Origin of the sequence: Citrobacter sp. LUTT5, from assembly GCF_009905315.1 — a bacterium.
Taxonomy (GTDB): domain Bacteria; phylum Pseudomonadota; class Gammaproteobacteria; order Enterobacterales; family Enterobacteriaceae; genus Citrobacter; species Citrobacter freundii.
In genome coordinates this window covers 1,148,145-1,165,408 of record NZ_CP047606.1, presented here as the reverse complement: position 1 = coordinate 1,165,408, position 17,264 = coordinate 1,148,145, and the positions used below count along the sequence as shown (strand labels likewise).

The following is a 17,264-nucleotide window of genomic DNA, read 5'->3' as shown; positions in this document are numbered from 1 at the left end:
GGGCTTCTCATCGGTAGAACAGAGCACATTAAGCCCGAAAATACTTAATCAAACACACCATTAATTACCGCGGTGACAATCGCCGTACTCAGTGCAATCAACACCAGATTGTCGCCCACAACCTGCCATTCATAACCTGGATAATACGGCAATTGGTTCAGCATAGAGGATGGAACACTTTTCTTAGCGATCCCCGGAGGAAGCGGCTTTCCTCGCGCCAGATTTTTGGCGATACCCGGAGGCAGTGACTTATAGCCCGTCAAACCATATCTGACGGCATACTGTCTGGCCACGTTATAGCTGATGTCACTATCAACATGGTCCGGCTTACCATAATTTTTACGTTGTTCTGCCTGCGAATTGCCTTTCTGGCTATTGCCCTTATTCCCGCTATTACCATGATTGCTACTATTTCCATGGTTGCCACTATTACCATGGTTGCCACTATTACCATTGCCGTTGCCATTACCGGGGTTGGCCAATACTGGGGTGGCGCACATCGTCATCGCGGCAACGGCGACTAAAGCTGTTGCTAAAGCACGAAGTCTGGACATGATGATTCCTTAAAATGTGGATACATATAAAAATGTACGGTATCGCGTGAATACTGGCTATCGCTACAACTCCGATTTATTGGCAAAAAAGGGAAAGCACATAGCACACATCACGCTATTCGCCTCACCGCGGTGGAGAAAAGTTAGCCAAAGATGTTGCAGAACTGCTATAAAGTCTTTCTCTTCTGTCGGCTGGTGTTAAACTGGAAAGTGTGATCTTCATCATAACCTGCTTAAACAGAGAAAAGAGACACTGCTATGCAACATATCATTGAGGGCTTCCTCAACTTCCAAAAAGAGATTTTCCCTCAACGTAAGGAACTCTTTCGCAGCCTGGCATCCAGCCAAAATCCTAAAGCGCTTTTCATCTCCTGTTCCGATAGCCGCCTGGTGCCAGAACTCGTTACTCAGCAAGACCCCGGACAGCTTTTCGTTATCCGCAACGCCGGTAATATCGTCCCCTCTTTCGGCCCGGAACCGGGTGGCGTATCCGCGACTATTGAATACGCGGTTGTGGCACTTGGCGTGACGGATATCGTCATCTGCGGACACTCCAACTGCGGCGCGATGAAAGCCATCGCCGATAGCCAGCCTCTGGATCCGATGCCTGCTGTGGCTCACTGGCTGCACTATGCCGATGCCGCGAAAGCCGTGGTCGAGAAAAAAACCTGGGCTAACCCAATCGATAAAGTTAACGCCATGGTGGAAGAGAACGTTATCGCGCAGCTCAACAACATTAAAACGCATCCTTGTGTCGCGGTTGGACTGAGAAATAATGCTCTTCGTCTGCACGGCTGGGTATATGACATCGAAAGCGGTGAAATCCGTACCCTGGATAAAAACAGCAAAACCTACGTTTCCCTTGCTGAAAACCCGCAGGTGCATTTCGAGTAATTCCTCCACTGGAGCAAGGATGCTCTGGATAATTTTTACCTACTTTGGTGCTATGGACAAAAAACATCCTTGTCACTAACATTAAAATAACCGCAGGTGTTACCACGCGGTTTTCGCACATTCATACAACATTGCGACATTGCGACAAGTCTCATGAGCTGCCCCGCAAGTAGCTGTTCATACATGGTGCAAGCGATAAAAAGGAGCAGGTACGAATGCAAGCGAAAATAAAAAGAATAATAAACATGTTATTCTATCATGAGTCGTGGGATATCATGATTATTAAGGATCATGGTACACACTTATTTCCTGATAACACGCTGGAAATATTGAATAAATCTGCTGCGCAGCAGTTAAAAAAGAAATATACGTTTCAGGCCGATCCTTTTCTTATTGAAAAAGACGACAAACTGTATGTTTTTTATGAAGCTTTTAGCTTCCGCAACTCGAAAGGCACGCTCCGCTGCCGCATTCTTGATCGTGAACTAACTGAAATTGATGATGTGAAACTTGAAGGATTTGACGACCTGAGGTGTCATTTGTCATTTCCTTTTCTGATTAATATCAACAATCAACTCTTCATGATCCCGGAATCATCAGAAAGAAAAGAAGTGCTCCTGTTCCAGTCGGTAGAGTTTCCTGCGCGCTGGAAGAAAATTAAAGTTCTACTCTCTGACACCGAAGTCACAGATAACATTTTTCTTTCAATAAATGAGACTTGCTATCTTTTGTCGACCACCATGGATAATAAAATAATTATTCATTCCGCAGAGCATCTTCACGGTCAGTGGCAGCGGATCACCCCTACATTAAAGGTGAGTAATCATCATCATCGAGGAGCTGGTACCCCTTATCTTGTCGATAATAAAATGTACTTCCTCACCCAGGAATGCACGCCCGAAACTTATGGAAAATCTATCTATATCAAAGAACTAGTTACACTTAACGATATTAACTTTGATGAGAATCTGATCGAACAAATCAATTCATCGATCAACCACAGTGACGGTGTTCATACGCTGAATTTCTCAAATAATTACATTGCTTATGATACAAAAATCAATAAGTTCAGTCTGTTGGCTATCTTAAAAAAACTATCATATAAATTTATGGTAAAATACAGAAACATCTACCTTTCCCGGCAACACAACTGATTCACTGGATTCTCAGGTGACATTGGTAGAAAATTGTTCGGGTTTCTAGCATTTTTCTGGAGTCTGTATGGCAATTCTTGTCACAGGTGGTGCAGGTTATATTGGTTCACATACTGTTTTATCACTACTGGAAAGAGACGATGATGTCGTTGTCATCGATAATCTGGCAAATGCGAGTCGGATATCGCTGGACAGGGTCGCGGACCTTACCGGAAAGGAACCCATTGTCTATATCGCCGATGTTCTCGACAGACAGGCCTTAAAAAACATTTTTACCAACCATCACATCACCGATGTCATTCATTTTGCAGGGCTCAAATCGGTTTCAGAGTCGATAAAAGAGCCCCTCGCCTACTATGAAAACAACGTCACAGGAACGCTGGTTTTACTGGATGAGATGCTGGCCGCAGGCGTTAACCGATTCATTTTTAGCTCATCAGCTACGGTATACGGTAATCCGGAAAGCGTGCCGTTGAGCGAGCAATCACGCACGGGCGGTACCACCAATCCCTACGGCACCTCTAAATTAATGGTCGAACAGATTCTGGCCGATTTCTCACGTGCGCAACCTGATTTCCGCATTACCTGCCTGCGCTATTTCAACCCGGTCGGCGCTCATCCATCGGGTCGCATTGGTGAAGATCCTAACGGTATCCCAAACAACCTGGTGCCATACATCTCCCAGGTCGCAATTGGTAAGCTTAAAACCGTATCGGTGTATGGTAATGACTATCCAACCCCTGACGGAACCGGCGTGCGTGATTATATCCACGTCATGGATCTGGCGACTGGTCATTTAGCCGCGCTTGATTGCCAGAACAAAGGCGCTGCCTACAAGGTGATTAATCTCGGTACCGGGGTCGGTTATTCCGTGATTGATCTGATTAAGGCGTTTGAGAAAGCGGCCCAGACCAAAATTCATTATCAGTTTGTCGCCAGAAGACCAGGAGACATTGCCGAATGTTGGTCTGACCCATCGCTGGCATATAAGGAGTTAGGCTGGAAGGCCATCTACAGCCTTGATGAAATGATGCGTGACACCTGGAACTGGCAAAAAAACAACCCGAATGGGTATCAAATTTAATGTTCACAGCAGCGAGCCTGACCGTCAGGCTCGCTGCTGCGTCTGACTATTGTACTGTTATTGTTGATACCCGGTACCAGCCGCTGCTCTGCTTCCCTTCATTGGCAAAGTTAATTCTCGCCGCACCCGACTTATCCAACATCGCAACCTCAATCGCGTACTGCCCTTTTGCCAGTCGGCCTGGCATAGATAACGCATAACTGACCTGATACTTTCCGGGGAGCCAGCGGCGAATATCCTCCGCGGAATTCCCCTGTGCCACCACCTTATTAGCATTGTCCACAACACGGAATGCCAACATATAAGGCAGATAAATCGGAGCGATACCCTCATTGTACCAGGTACTGTTCAATGTCAGCGTTTGTCCGCTGTCCCACACGGACTCATGGCTCAGGGACGCCAGGCGAAATCGATAGCCTAATTTGGTCAGCGCATCGTCGACAATCGGTCGATAGTCGCTGGGTATCGCTCTCGATTTCAGGTTAATGGTACTGGCGTGCTGTTTGACCGCCCAGTCAAAAATACCCTGCACTTCGGCACGCGTATAATGAAAAGTATTCTTCCAGTCTTGCATATATGAACAGATTTCCAGACTGACCGGCGCACGTTTCCAGGCGTCGTTGAACCCTGAATAACTCTGCTGCGCAGCCAGCAATCGCTGCGGGTAATCATCAGTCATATGGTTCCAGGAGTCCGAAAATACGCGCAGGTCCCCCCAACAGTCCGCACGCCATCCTGCCCCACGCTCCACCGCATTCGCCAGACTTTGTCCGCCGCTTATCAGCATGGTTTTTGGCGTCACCGGAAAAGCAGAAAAGTGCATCGCGACGTAGCGATCCAGTTGCGCCGTGGTGTATCGCTCCAGTAATGGCTTCAGGTTCGGGAAGTTGCTGTTATGCCATTCTCCCCATGATCCCACCATGCCAATATCAACAAACGCGAGATTCTCATTACCATCGTAGCGCTTACCAAATGCGTTCAACAGACGCTGGCTGTATTGAATGAACAGAGGATCGTCTAAATCCGGGGCAAATGTCTTTTTATCCGCCGTCCAGGTACCTTTCACGCCTTTTTTAATCAGCCAGTCAGGAATTTGCGAGCCGCTTTCCGGCTCTGCCAGTACCATAAATCGTAGCCCGACATTCATCGCTGGACGATGTGCCGCCGCGTATTTGAAGGCATCATCCACCAACGCAAAATTGTACTGGCCTTCGACTGGCTCCAGGTCCCGCCAGTAAAAACGGTCGTATTCAAATCCGGTATTGGGATAGTCCGCCAGCCCCAGCGTTTCACCGTATCCCTGATGAAAACTTGCCACGCCAATCCCCGGATTGGTCAGCGGGCCAGTTAATGCTTTGGGGGTTACGGTCGTTAATGCGGAGATGACCGTTAACGGAAAGGACATTAACAACAGCGCAGAAACCCATTTACACTTCATCGCAGTAATGCCTCCACAGGTTTGTTAACGCTAGTGGTTTTTCAGACTTAACCACCAATCCCAGATACCTACGTGAAAATTTTGGAACACATCAATACCTAACGCGGATTTGATCATATACAGCGTCAACAATACGCAGCAGGTGACGAACAGCACGGCAATCAGCAGCAAAAAAGTGAGCAACATTCTCGACAGGGTCGATTCCTGGCGGTGCTGGCGGCGTAAATCTCTGCCAAACAAAAAAACCAGATAATAACGCTTACTGAAAAAGGGAAAGCTTCTGCGAATATCGATCTGATGCCGCGAAGCCAGCGTCGAGGCCAGGATCGCATTTTCCACCCCTTCTTTTTGTTCAGGGGTCAACCCCTGCGCAATCGTCTCATCAAGATGAGTATAAAATCGTTCGATGACGGGGGGACGATTTTGAGGACTGGTCAAAATTAACCTATATCTTTATCAATTGAGTGATAGACGTTAACCGTCTTTTTGGCGATTTCATGCCAATTGTAGTTTTGCAAATATACACGATAGTCCACGCTATTTGCTGTTACCCCTTGGCCTAATTTTTCGGCCAGACCGGTTACATCTCCCACCTTAAAATAGGTCTCGGCAGGCAGTTGAACTTCAAGGTTAGCAGGAATATCACTGACGACGGCCGGAAGAGAAAATGACATTGCCTCCAGCAGCGCAATGGGCAATCCTTCATGGTATGAAGGCATCACAAATAGCCTGGCCTGCGAAAACACCGCCTGCAGCTCATCACCACGTAAGAAACCGGTCATCACGACACCAGGCGTGTCGGCGGCAAGCTTTTTGAGGCGAATGCTGTATTCGGTTGGATGATCCGCATCACCAATTAACACTAACGGCATGGTCAAACCACTGTGTTGATAGGCGGCAATGGCATCATGCATCCCTTTTTCTTCCACAAACCGCCCAACCACAACGAGATAATTTTTCGGCTGCAGCCCAAAGCGGGAGAGTGTATTGTCGATGGTGAGCTCTGATAACAACCGCGGCTCATTTACGCCATTGTGAATTAAATGCGCATCATAGCGACCATGTTTTTTCTGGATCAGTTGATTAATAACTTCAGAAATCACAATCACCTCGTTGGCATATCTCACCGCCCAACGTTCGCCCAGCAGCAATATTTTTTTTGCAACGAAACCCCATTTCTGACGATCGTAATCAGGTCCGTGGTGGGTGAAAACCACCTTCTTACCCATCACGCGTAAGAGTGGGATCACAAGGCCAGGGCCGATAGCATGGACATGCACAATATCCGAATGGTCGATACGTGTCCTAAACGCCGCTAAAACGGAATGGACAATAGCTTCCAGCGAGCGCTTTTTGGGTGCCCACAGCGCGTAGGTTTCGACTTTTTTATAGACCGATCGTTTGTAATTTACATATGGCGAGCGAGCAATCACGCAAATATCCGCGTCGAACTGCTGCTTAATGGCAGGATAAAGATTCTGACAGTGTGTCTCCACACCGCCCAATACATCGGGAATACCACGCGTTCCAAAAACCGTTATTTTTTTACTCATACTATGGCCTGCTCAGCAGTTCTTTATACAGCGCCTGTAAGGTATCCATATGTTTACTGAGCGCATATTTTTCACTCAACCGCGCACGGCCATGTAAGCCCATATTCCGCGCCTTCTCTTGCGAGTCAGTCAGGGCGTCCATCGCATTTGCCAACTCCTGCGCATTGCCTGGTTCGAATAAAATCCCTTCGATACCGTCACGAATTTGTTCCGGGATGCCGCCAATGCGCGACCCAATAACCGGCTTGCCTAAAGACATCGCTTCCAATATCGCCATAGAACAGTTTTCATAGCATTCAGAAGGAAGGATCACCGCTCGCGCATGCTTAATAAGCTTGTCGAGGGCTTCTCCTTGTTGCACATAACCTAAAAATTCAACATCAGGGTATTTGGCGGCTAATTCATCATGCAACGGACCGTGCCCCACAACTTTCAGCGGCGCGCTGTTCTGCATTTTTTTATGCGCTTCCAACAACGTTGCCACGCCCTTTTCACGGCTCAGACGGCCAAAGTACAGCATATAGCCCTCATCGCTTACTTCGGCCAGGGGACGACTGTCATCAACGCCATTGACGATGACATCAATGCGCGAATTTGGCAGCGTACGCAGCAGGATACCTCGTAAAAAAACACTCGGTGAAATAATCACATCCAGCGCCTGATAGTTTTGTGCAATATACTGCCAGGTTGCCTCCAGGGAGAGCAGTAAGCTTTTTGAGGCTGAACCTTCCTGGCAACGATACCTGAAGGCATTGAAAACCGTCCCGGTAATACAGGAATCGCACACTTTGCCGTCGCGCAGCATGGAATACGAGGGGCACACAATCTTATAGTCATGCGCAGTCAGCACCGTTTTGCAGCCAAAATTACGCGCAACTTTAATCAACGCCGGTGTTAACTGATGGTAGATGTTGTGAAAGTGGACAATATCCGGACGCTCTTTTTCTAATAGCGCCAGCATTTTTTTGCAGGCCTGCGAATTATGAATAAAGTTAACCGCCGTTTTGATACCGCCCAGCAGATTGCTCTCTTTGTGGTAGTCCACATTGCTGACGAAATAATCCGCATAGTCCGAGGGGAGATTATTATCATGATGCATAGAGAAATCAATAACCTGCACTCCGGCCTGTTTCAGCATATCGCGCTCTTGAAAATAAACCGTTTCCGCGCCGCCTTTAATGAAAAAAAACTTGTTAACTAATAATACTTTCATGGCGCCTGCCCCGGTTATTCATGAATGATTTTACTGTTGGGTGGAGTCAACGGATCGCGTACTGGTTTAGTCAACCCTTTAACCAGCCCGGCAGAAAGCACGGCCAGGTTCATTACGCTTTGCAGGCCGTTTAATAACGATCGATTCTGTACGGTTTTCAGGACAATAAATGCAAGTAAGGGCAGAAATGCAATGTCGAAAAGTTCAAGATTGAAGGTCACCGCCGCAATGAACAAGCCAATCAAGTAAACAGAAAAAATCGCCTCGTTCCTGACCATTTTTAACGCTTTGCCGAAATAAGGTTTTCCCCAGGCACAACGTAAAAGCTCGCCAGGGGCCTGATAGTATCCGCTTTTCCAACGGTGCTTGAGCATCTGAAAGGTCGGCATGGTATGCGAAGTATGAATAAAATAAGGAATATCCAGACGCCGCAGTTTATAGCCCGTTTCGATTAAACGCAGACCCAGCTCAGCCTCTTCATACGCGTGCAAATTACGATTAGTCAGATAACCAACTTTCTCAATCGCAGAGCGACGATATAATCCACCACCGCCTAAATGGTCGCTATCCCCGAGCGGATAGATTTTATTAATGCGTTGCTTACGAGACTTAAATTCATAGTTAACGGCATCATCCATTTCAACGGTTCCCGCAACGCCTGCATATTCTGGTTCAGCCTGCAAAAAGGCGACTGCCTGATCCACAAATCCTTCTTCCAGCTCCATGTCGCCGTCCATCAACAACAGATATTCCCCTTCACTATACAGATAACCTAACTGGTGCCCGACGCCACAGCAGCGATCGCCAGGGTCAGTTAAGGACACTACGGTCACCCCTTTATCGATCGCAAGCTGTTGGGTGTTATCCGTTGAGAGACTATCTGCCACAATAATTTTATGTGGATAGTCAATAAGCTGCTTACGGATGCTGTCAATCGTCTTCTCAATACATTCAGATTCATTGAGTGTTTTAATACTCACTGAAATAAACGGTTTATTGTCCATACAATTACCCTACGCAGCGAAGGACGGTTCGACGAATCACTAAACTTGCACCTAGTGATAAATAGAACAGGAATTGTAACATCGGTGTAATCATCAGTATCTGGCTGTAAGGTAAGCTAATTAAGCAACTGATAGCAAAAGCATTAAACGCCGGTGCAAAACTCAGCAACTGGAGATCCTGCTGGTCCAGTTGTTCAAGTCTCAGTAATGGCTTTGGCTGACAAACTTTCAGGATATAAATGAATAAGCTAACAAAGAGTAATGTACCAATCGCCCCCACTTCCCACAGCAGCATACTCAGGGAAGTCGAGTCGAGAATTAAGTTGTAGATAATATTCAAAAATCCCGGCGACACCGTACTACCACTGTTAGTGGCGTTGAGTCCGTAGCCAAATAACGTTCCTGAAAGCCCCCACAGATCGTTATTTTTCAACCAGAACAGGAACGTCGTAAAGCGTCCTAATTCACCGGTAGACATAATGTAGTTTGGATCAAAGATATAGCTTAAGGAGTCGATAAAAATACTTAACGAGCTTTTCGATGGATCGCCACCGAACGCCGTAGAATAATAGTACGCGAGGATCACAATCGACAGGCTAATGAGCAACAGCATTCCCGCCACAATAACCAATAACGTCTTCAGATTAACCTTACTAACGTCTTTGACGTAGCTCGGTGAGAGCCACACCCACGCCAGGAATATTGGCGATAGCAGGATGACAAACTTCACTTCACCAATTATGCATAACCCGATACCGAGAACAATATGCAGCGCCATGGATTTGAACGTGGTGAGCCCATGCTTATATTCGGAGACTTTTAACAACATAATTAACAGGCAAAACAGCCCCATTGCGGCAGTATTCCCGCCCCCCATGGGGTCACCGCCAAACGTGCCAACCACGGAGTCCCATTTCTCATCTTCGCCGCGCACCGCGACGCGCTGGGGAACGACCAGTAAAACCTGATAAATCATTACCGGGATCTGCGCGTAAAAAACCCAGTACAGATAGCGTGTTACACGATAAATCTGCGACTCCCGGCAAAACCCTAGCAGCAAACAGATCATCACCAGCGACAATGCAATTTCGTTTTTAAATGCCACAATCGCGACGGTGATCCCGCCCTGAATCAACGTCGATGTCCCAGCCAGTACCAGGAACGAGAAATACAACGCCAGAACAATCGTCTCCTGCGCATCCAGTTGCAGCGAGCCATCACGCGTCTGCATCACCAATAATCCCACCATCAATAAGGTGAGGAAAAAAGGTATCCACAGCACTGACTGCATACCGGTAAAGTATTGCACCAAGCCACACAGGATCAGCGTGACAAAAGTATAAACCTGTAAATAGTATCCGGTATTCAGTGTCATATTATCACCGGCTTGTCTTTCAGGAGATTGGCTCGCTTATTCATTTTCAGATAAATGAAGGCGTAGCGAATAAATGTCAGTGAAGAAAACAAGATGACCGACGTTGCATAATCTTTATAAAAATAGGGCGTCACGACAAAAGCGAATAGTACAATCGCCAGCTGTTCCAGTTGGATACGCAGAAAATAGCGATGAGAACCAAAAATAAGTTCTACCACCGTCAGAGGGCTTATCGCCAGCGCAGGGAATAAATAGGGCAACATGTAGCGCGACGTCTCAATGGAGTTAATCCAGTCTTCGCTAAAACCGAGGCGCATCACAATCGGATAGAAAATAAAAACCCCAAGGGTACAGATAACCCCTAGTACCAGCAATAGCATACGTACCTTGGTATATTCCTGATAGTTAAAGGTATTATTTCTGAAGTCGATAGACCACTTGGAGAAAATAGTATTGCGTACCGCGTTGCCGATGATCACCACCGGTGCCAGGCAAAAGCGGCTAACCACGGAAAAATAACCCGCCGTCAGCGCCGAGAACCAAAAGTTAATCAGCATAATCGGCAAATTGCTGCTGGCCATCGCCAGCACTTCCGCACTGCCCACTTTGGTAATGTGATGAATATTCTGTTTGAAAAAATGCCAATTACTGGCGGGTCGCAGATGTCTGGCTGCCACCGAACGAATATCAAACGAATGCAAAATACAGCTTATGGTCAGCGCCATCGTCGCGCAGGCCCACGACCAATAAAACAGCTGTACATAATGCGTAATCAGAACCGAAAGTAATACCACCACTGAAACAGAAATACGCTGGAAAATCAGAAAACGAAAGTTGGCCGTGCGTAGCGACAGGTTTTCCGAGATCAAAACCCACGCCGTTGCCAACGTCAGCAAATAGAGAAACAGGATGTTCTGGTGAAACAGCCACGCGGTGAGCACGGCGTAAGGTAAGGCAATGATCGTGCTTTGGATCAGGCAAAACACAACATTCTGTACCAGTTCGTCATCCTGCTGTTTAGGAATTAACAGCTGTGATGCAAAGGTACACACCTGAGCGCCCACCACGGCGATACTGTAGTTGAGTGCATAAAGCCCCACCTCAGCCATATCGTACTTGTGTGAAATCAACCAAATAGACAGTGCACCAATCAACTGCGAGATGACTGATGAACCGGCTATTGTGGAAGCGCTCTTCAGTAGACTCATACGCGGCCTGGCGTGGTCATCAGTTGATCGGTACTGAAGTTCAGTGAACGCAGACCTTCTTGCGTCTCAAGATCTTTTTCTTCAACCGCATTGAGTACCGCGCCAATTACCACGCCGTTATTCTCTTCCAGCTTATCCAGCGCGTTGGCGATTTGCCCGGCGGACCCCGTCCCGGCTTTCACGATGAAAATCACCCCATCAACGGCGCGTTTAATCAGTTGAACATCCTGACTCTGATTCACAGCAGCGACATCAATAATAATGCGCTGATAGTGCGATTTCAGTTCGCGCATTAAGGGCTCAACGTGCCCCGACGACAGCATCAGTAAAGAAGAGATGGTTGTCTTGCCGTGCGGAATAAAATCGAGATGATCACTGAGCGTAATCCGCGCCTTTTCAAGCTGAATCTCCCCGCGCAACAGTTCTGCCAAACCTGCGGATGTTGCCGACGCCAGTTCAGAAGAGAGCCCATCAGTGTTAAAGAAATCCGCATCAATAAGCAGTGTTTTCTGGTCGAAACTAAAAGAGTTAGCTAACAGATTCGCCAACAAAGAACGCCCATCGCCGTGCTCCGTCGACGCCACCGCAAGCGTCTGTAAAGGTCGATTATCCAGCATAATCCGGGTACGGATACCGTGCACAATATCGGCATTCAGCGGGTTCTTCATGATCATGTCCCGCACCTGCGCGCGCCCTGAGGTTCCGCTAAAACGACGGATTTCACCCAGCGGAGCAACATTGAGCCGTTTTTTCATGCGACTGAGAGTACCGATTGAGTTATCCATTGCCGCTTTAACAATGAAATACATGATACTGAACACCACCACCAGCATGACCACCATCAGCAACAGCAAAGATTTATTCGGTTTCGCCGGTTTTAAGGCGGGTACCGCAGGGTCGTATAACACCGCATCAGCATTCACGCCGGACAGAGACAGCTCTTGAGTACGTTGATAAAGCGATTTATACAGGTCTTCCATTTTATCTAACGACAGCTTTTGACTGTTCCAGGCATCCCGTTTTGACGCCATTTTCTGGAAGATCTCTTTCTGCTCAGTCACCTGCTGTTGATAGTTTTTTTCGTCCGCCAGCGCCGCCAGATATTGCTGGCGTAAACCGACTTTCAGCTCACCCAACACTCGTCCAGTCTGGTTTTGGATCGACTGAACATCGGCCTCTGCTTTTAAAATGGCGGGATTTTTTGGCCCGTAGACTTTACGCTGTTCGGACAACGTTCGTTGCGCCTGAATCAACGCAATGCGCAAATCCTGGATCTGAGCATGATTAGAGACCGAAGGCAGCGAGATAACGCTCTCAATGGACTTACCTCCCCCGTTCACCTCGTTATAGACGGATTCAGCGGCAACCCGACGCTGAGTTGCATCGGCCAGGCGATTGGTTACGATACTTAACTGCTCGGTTTCAAAACCATCGATTCCACGGAAGGTCAGCAGCCCGGCATTTTTCAGATAGTTGTCCATCTCGTCTTTTTGCTTAGCTATCGATTTCTGAATCTCTTCCATTTTTTCAAAATTCAGTTCGCGAGCTTTCTCCACCTTCAGACGCTTCTGCTCCACCGTGTAGTTGATGAAAGCCTGCGCGACGCCATTCGCAATGTCAGCCGCAACCTGTGGGGACGTTGATTCATAGGTAATAGACGCCAGGTTCGTCGTACGAATACCAATGACATTCAGATTTTTCGCCAGCGTTTTCAGCGCTTGTTCCATTCTCAGTTGCCGACTTTCATTGCTATCAGCCCCCCGAGCACCGGCTTTTTCCCCGGTAAACTCCGGGTTTTCATCCAGCTTCATATCACGTATGGCTTTCTCCAGCACAATACGTGAATGCATCAACGCATATTGTGTTTCGTAGTAACCACTACGCGTTGAATCGAAACCATCAACCTGTGGAAACGGAGAAACGTTATCAGCTTGCGCCTTAATCAGCACCGTCGCCGTTGAAACATACTTTGAGGACATCATGCTGATTAATGGATACGCGACGACCCCGGCAACGATACCGGCCAGTGCGATTTTCCAGGCGTTCTTTTTCAACTCTTTGGCAAAGCGGGAGAATTCGACACTGCTTTCTCGTTTTTTGCCGTTTTCCACTATAGATAGTTTCATCGTTAGAAGAACCCCATGCCAATAATCACGACATCCCCTGGATGAACAGAGTGCGTTAAATCGACATTCTCAAGCAGCTGATTGCTACCCGACAGACGAATGTTGATATCTTGACGGTCCGCACGGTCTGTAAACCCACCCGCCTGCGCAATAGATTTCTCGACGGTAAGCCCTGGCTCATAGGCGAAGCCATTTGGACTTTTCACCTCGCCTGAAACATAGTATTTGCGGAACTCGGCAATGCTCACCGTCACCATCGGAGTGGTAAAATAATCTCCAGTCAGGCGTTGAGTTAATTCTTTTGTCACTTGATCAACGGTTTTATCTTGTAATTTAAGAGCACCAACAAACGGGAAATTAATTTCCCCACTCTTATCCAAAATAAACCGCATCGTCATATCGGGTTGACCATGAACAGCGATATTGACCGTATCCCCCGCCCCAAGTCGGTAATCCTGCTGAACAGTAGCAGGATCGTCCATTAATCGCGGGCTGGACGTTGTGCATCCGACCAACAGGATACTGAAAAGCAAAACCGCGCACAGTTCTATTATTTTCATTTTAGATCTGAACCTTAGCTTTAAGCATAATCATAGAATTATCATAACCCAACGTTCTAATAACTTCCTGATTGTCGTTGGGACCGATATAAAACGAGTCAGTATCCCTATTCGAATTTAATGTATCTATCTGATATTTAATCTCAAAATTAACCGACGGCGTATAGTCATAGCTCATGGTTACGCTAAACACACCATCTTTATCATGTCGATCCTTGTTCTGTTTTTTATAGTCTTCCGAAGTGAATGAGTAGTCCAATAAAGTAGAAAAACGAGTGCCTAACCAGAAATGCTGGTAAGAAAGGCCATACTGGGTCACTAAAATATATCCCCCAACTTCCGATGGGTCTTTAATGCTTTGCGCAGAGTGGGCCGTGAAAACTGATTGTTGTAATGGCTTCCACTCCGCTTTTATGTCCCAGTTTAGACCATTAAAATCATGCGAGTTTGCGTTGTTTTCAAATGTTTTATACAGCCATGAAATATTCATGTCGACATTGGTTTTCCCCGTCAACTGCGACTTCAGGCCATACAGCAAATAGTACTCATTAGTGTCTTTTTCTGAGTTGTTATCATAGCGACGCTGGTTAGTAATAAAACTATAGCGAAAGCGCGTTCTGGATGTGTACTGGTCAAAAATTTCTGCCACCAAGCTATTTTCGTGCCATTCCTGTTCCTGAATATAATTGTAGAAGTCTTCACTGCTGTCCCGTACATCAGACGTGTTGCCGAAAGTGAGTTTTTTATACAACAACGCCAGTTCCGCTTTCCCACGCCCATCAGGTGCGCCGTAACTGTAACGCAATTCACTGTTGATAAAATTCGTCGTCAGTGGAGATGTAATCCCATACTGCTCGAATTGGCCCGGGAGAAAACCCTCGGTAATACCGCGACCACGGGATTCATGCCCAAGCGTATCCTCCAGATTGAGGGTTAGACCATGCTTGAGCCCGTACCGCCAGGCACCGTTAAAACGGAAAAAATGATCGTTATAGTTATCAGCGGAATCACTGGAGTAGTTACGATAATCTCCGGAATACATCAGTAAATACTTATCCTGACCGCGCTCTCCGATCATACTCAGTACAGGCGCTGCGCTCTGAAACGAGGAACCAATAGCATCGCTGCTATGTGGCTGATAAGAAACGTTATCATTATAACCATAATCCACAGCGACCTTGCCCTGGAAGTCGATTCCCGCAAAGCCAATGTGTGATTTCGGGGTTAAATCAGCCCATGCGGGCTGCGATATCACAATTCCGGTAATCACTATCAATTTAGTATGCATTCTTACCGACAAATCCTTTGAAAATAGTTTTAATGATGATTTTTATATCCAGCCATAACGACCAGTTTTGAATGTACTCAATATCGTACTGAACCCGTTTTTCCATCTTATAAAGCGCATCGATTTCCCCGCGGAAACCGTTGATCTGTGCAAGCCCAGTGATCCCAGGCTTCACTTTATGGCGGATCATGTAATTTTCGACCTGTTTGCGGTACTGCTCATTATGCGTTACCGCATGAGGTCTGGGACCGACAATCGACATACTTCCCTGCAAAACGTTAATAAATTGCGGAAGTTCATCCAGCGAAGTGCGGCGTAAAAAGCTCCCGAATTTGGTTACCCGCGGATCGTTTTTCGTGGCCTGAATAACCGTATCGGAATTCTCCATGACGCGCATAGAACGAAACTTCCAGACCTTAATTTTTTGCCCGCTAAGACCATAGCGGTCCTGTTTGAAAAACACCGGCCCGCGGGACGTGAGTTTAATACCAATGGCAATAGCCAGCATCAGCGAGGAAATCATCACCATAATGATGCTGCCAAGAACCAGATCTTCCGCCCGCTTAATAAACGACCCCGCCCCTTCAAACGGTGAACTGAAGATACCGATAGTTTGCAGGTTGTGGATGGAGCGTAACTTGGACATGTTGTTACTATAGGTATAAAAGTCAGGGACAATATAGGTATCTACGGTGGTGTCAGACATCATCGCTAAAAAATGACGAATTCGGTGTAAAGCAACCATCGGTAAAGCGATGTAGATTTCGTCTATATTTCCCTGCCTGGCTTCCTCAACTAAATTGCTCACCGAGCCGCGAAAGGGACTTTTTATTTTCTCCACCACATCGCCGCAACGGGATGGACTGCGCTCATCATAAAATGCCAGGTCTAATTTGATATTGGCATATTCAGTGGTCAATGCGTTTTCCGCCGCCAGACCGTTCTCAGTAAGCCCAATCACAGCAACGCGAATATTTTTCCTGGCGGTGTATTTGAAAAGAAAAAAGCGGATATAGTATAGAAAAGGTAATGGAATGAAGTACCAGTAAATAATGGCTGAATAAAACGGTGAAGGCAGTCTGTCTAAGTAGCCGAGTGATTCAGGCTCAGCCACCGTCATACTGACCAGTTCGTTAAAAAAAATCGCCAGCAGCGTACAAAAAACCAAGCGTTTTTGATTACGCAAACCGATCGTCTTAATCTTTTGCTGGTACATTTTAATGTATTCAGCAAACAGTAAGAAAAAGATCGAGAAGAGAAGACTCAAAATCGCAATGGTGTTAAAGGGCACCAAACCCAGCAGATGGGCGCTAAAAATTAACACCACATTGATAACAATGAAATCGACCAGTTTTAAAAAGACCGGATATCCTTGGCTGCTAATCTTTAGCGATTTTTTAAGCATATCTCAGCCCATTATTTATTGATCTTTAATTGTTTTTTTCTCATTTCATGTTGCTAATTATATCACAAGCTTAAAAAACACAAGGGTAGATTGTCAGCAAATGTAAAAAGAAAGATGGCAAGTTGTGACAAGCACCTCACAAGATATCAGCATCAATATGATTTTATTGACTATTAAAATCAAGCTCGATTTATTTTCCACATTAGAAAATATAATTACCTGCAACAAAAATCGCATTGACAGATAACAGTTCATGAACTAATAGCAAGTGCAATTGTATGATGAATACCCGGGTCACTTACTGGGGTAGGCTCATCGGGAGCCTCTCACTTGCCGCCTTCCCACAACGAGAAATCCGTAGCATATATAAGCGTATATAATATCCTTTAGAAAAATAACACGGAAATA

At 46.5% G+C, this 17,264-nt stretch carries 15 protein-coding genes; 3 read left to right on the top strand and 12 right to left on the bottom strand.

What is annotated here, in order from left to right:
• Nucleotides 1–44: 44 nt before the first annotated feature.
• Entirely contained in the window at nucleotides 45–554 is a 510-nt protein-coding gene (locus GUC46_RS05530; protein ID WP_003839750.1) for an anti-virulence regulator CigR family protein, read from the bottom strand.
• Nucleotides 555–812: 258 nt separating this feature from the next.
• Here GUC46_RS05530 and GUC46_RS05525 point away from each other — a divergent pair, with 258 nt between their 5' ends.
• From GUC46_RS05525 to galE, 3 genes are all read left to right on the top strand, one after another.
• The gene (locus GUC46_RS05525) at nucleotides 813–1,448 is read left to right on the top strand and encodes a carbonic anhydrase (protein ID WP_003037157.1); all 636 of its coding nucleotides are present in this window, start codon (nucleotides 813–815) and stop codon (nucleotides 1,446–1,448) included.
• A gap of 215 nt (nucleotides 1,449–1,663) precedes the next feature.
• On the top strand, nucleotides 1,664–2,602 hold the full coding sequence (locus GUC46_RS05520) for a hypothetical protein (protein ID WP_044713272.1): 939 nt from the start codon (nucleotides 1,664–1,666) through the stop codon (nucleotides 2,600–2,602).
• Between the two features lie 67 nt (nucleotides 2,603–2,669).
• Nucleotides 2,670–3,686, top strand: a complete 1,017-nt coding sequence (galE, locus tag GUC46_RS05515) for a UDP-glucose 4-epimerase GalE (protein WP_130715444.1) — start codon at nucleotides 2,670–2,672, stop codon at nucleotides 3,684–3,686.
• Between the two features lie 46 nt (nucleotides 3,687–3,732).
• On the opposite strand, the gene GUC46_RS05510 is transcribed toward galE, so the two are convergent.
• Genes GUC46_RS05510 through GUC46_RS05460 form a run of 11 tightly spaced genes read right to left on the bottom strand, consistent with a single transcriptional unit; the run spans nucleotide 3,733 to nucleotide 16,856 of the window.
• Nucleotides 3,733–5,124, bottom strand: a complete 1,392-nt coding sequence (locus tag GUC46_RS05510; protein ID WP_130715443.1) for a DUF4832 domain-containing protein — start codon at nucleotides 5,122–5,124, stop codon at nucleotides 3,733–3,735.
• 30 nt (nucleotides 5,125–5,154) lie between these two features.
• Nucleotides 5,155–5,562, bottom strand: a complete 408-nt coding sequence (locus tag GUC46_RS05505) for a hypothetical protein (protein ID WP_032938074.1) — start codon at nucleotides 5,560–5,562, stop codon at nucleotides 5,155–5,157.
• Between the two features lie 2 nt (nucleotides 5,563–5,564).
• Nucleotides 5,565–6,677, bottom strand: coding sequence for a glycosyltransferase family 4 protein (locus GUC46_RS05500; protein WP_032938077.1), 1,113 nt, complete (start codon nucleotides 6,675–6,677; stop codon nucleotides 5,565–5,567).
• Between the two features lies 1 nt (nucleotide 6,678).
• A complete protein-coding gene (locus GUC46_RS05495; RefSeq protein ID WP_130715441.1) occupies nucleotides 6,679–7,890 on the bottom strand; it encodes a glycosyltransferase family 4 protein in 1,212 nt (403 codons plus the stop codon).
• 14 nt (nucleotides 7,891–7,904) lie between these two features.
• Complete coding sequence (locus GUC46_RS05490; RefSeq protein ID WP_130715440.1) at nucleotides 7,905–8,894, bottom strand: glycosyltransferase family 2 protein; 990 nt, start codon at nucleotides 8,892–8,894, stop codon at nucleotides 7,905–7,907.
• A 4-nt stretch (nucleotides 8,895–8,898) separates the two neighbouring features.
• Complete coding sequence (locus GUC46_RS05485; protein WP_003845999.1) at nucleotides 8,899–10,269, bottom strand: hypothetical protein; 1,371 nt, start codon at nucleotides 10,267–10,269, stop codon at nucleotides 8,899–8,901.
• Nucleotides 10,266–11,477: a lipopolysaccharide biosynthesis protein gene (locus GUC46_RS05480; RefSeq protein ID WP_130715439.1), complete on the bottom strand. Its 1,212-nt coding sequence runs from the start codon at nucleotides 11,475–11,477 to the stop codon at nucleotides 10,266–10,268. Before GUC46_RS05480 ends, GUC46_RS05485 begins: the two co-directional genes overlap by 4 nt.
• The gene (locus GUC46_RS05475) at nucleotides 11,474–13,603 is read right to left on the bottom strand and encodes a tyrosine-protein kinase domain-containing protein (RefSeq protein ID WP_160179882.1); all 2,130 of its coding nucleotides are present in this window, start codon (nucleotides 13,601–13,603) and stop codon (nucleotides 11,474–11,476) included. Before GUC46_RS05475 ends, GUC46_RS05480 begins: the two co-directional genes overlap by 4 nt.
• 2 nt (nucleotides 13,604–13,605) lie before the next feature.
• Nucleotides 13,606–14,163, bottom strand: a complete 558-nt coding sequence (locus GUC46_RS05470) for a polysaccharide biosynthesis/export family protein (protein ID WP_003037180.1) — start codon at nucleotides 14,161–14,163, stop codon at nucleotides 13,606–13,608.
• 1 nt (nucleotide 14,164) lies between these two features.
• Nucleotides 14,165–15,451, bottom strand: coding sequence for an outer membrane beta-barrel protein (locus GUC46_RS05465; RefSeq protein ID WP_003839728.1), 1,287 nt, complete (start codon nucleotides 15,449–15,451; stop codon nucleotides 14,165–14,167).
• On the bottom strand, nucleotides 15,441–16,856 hold the full coding sequence (locus GUC46_RS05460; RefSeq protein ID WP_003839727.1) for an undecaprenyl-phosphate glucose phosphotransferase: 1,416 nt from the start codon (nucleotides 16,854–16,856) through the stop codon (nucleotides 15,441–15,443). The genes GUC46_RS05465 and GUC46_RS05460 overlap by 11 nt, the downstream gene beginning before the upstream one ends.
• Nucleotides 16,857–17,264: the final 408 nt, after the last annotated feature.

Excerpts from the sequence above, each read along its gene's own strand:
- GUC46_RS05530 (WP_003839750.1), bottom strand. The coding sequence starts at position 554 with ATGTCCAGACTTCGTGCTTTAGCAACAGCTTTAGTCGCCGTTGCCGCG.
- GUC46_RS05525 (WP_003037157.1), top strand. The coding sequence starts at position 813 with ATGCAACATATCATTGAGGGCTTCCTCAACTTCCAAAAAGAGATTTTC.
- GUC46_RS05520 (WP_044713272.1), top strand. The coding sequence starts at position 1,664 with ATGCAAGCGAAAATAAAAAGAATAATAAACATGTTATTCTATCATGAG.
- galE (WP_130715444.1), top strand. The coding sequence starts at position 2,670 with ATGGCAATTCTTGTCACAGGTGGTGCAGGTTATATTGGTTCACATACT.
- GUC46_RS05510 (WP_130715443.1), bottom strand. The coding sequence starts at position 5,124 with ATGAAGTGTAAATGGGTTTCTGCGCTGTTGTTAATGTCCTTTCCGTTA.
- GUC46_RS05500 (WP_032938077.1), bottom strand. The coding sequence starts at position 6,677 with ATGAGTAAAAAAATAACGGTTTTTGGAACGCGTGGTATTCCCGATGTA.
- GUC46_RS05495 (WP_130715441.1), bottom strand. The coding sequence starts at position 7,890 with ATGAAAGTATTATTAGTTAACAAGTTTTTTTTCATTAAAGGCGGCGCG.
- GUC46_RS05490 (WP_130715440.1), bottom strand. The coding sequence starts at position 8,894 with ATGGACAATAAACCGTTTATTTCAGTGAGTATTAAAACACTCAATGAA.
- GUC46_RS05485 (WP_003845999.1), bottom strand. The coding sequence starts at position 10,269 with ATGACACTGAATACCGGATACTATTTACAGGTTTATACTTTTGTCACG.
- GUC46_RS05480 (WP_130715439.1), bottom strand. The coding sequence starts at position 11,477 with ATGAGTCTACTGAAGAGCGCTTCCACAATAGCCGGTTCATCAGTCATC.
- GUC46_RS05475 (WP_160179882.1), bottom strand. The coding sequence starts at position 13,603 with ATGAAACTATCTATAGTGGAAAACGGCAAAAAACGAGAAAGCAGTGTC.
- GUC46_RS05470 (WP_003037180.1), bottom strand. The coding sequence starts at position 14,163 with ATGAAAATAATAGAACTGTGCGCGGTTTTGCTTTTCAGTATCCTGTTG.
- GUC46_RS05465 (WP_003839728.1), bottom strand. The coding sequence starts at position 15,451 with ATGCATACTAAATTGATAGTGATTACCGGAATTGTGATATCGCAGCCC.
- GUC46_RS05460 (WP_003839727.1), bottom strand. The coding sequence starts at position 16,856 with ATGCTTAAAAAATCGCTAAAGATTAGCAGCCAAGGATATCCGGTCTTT.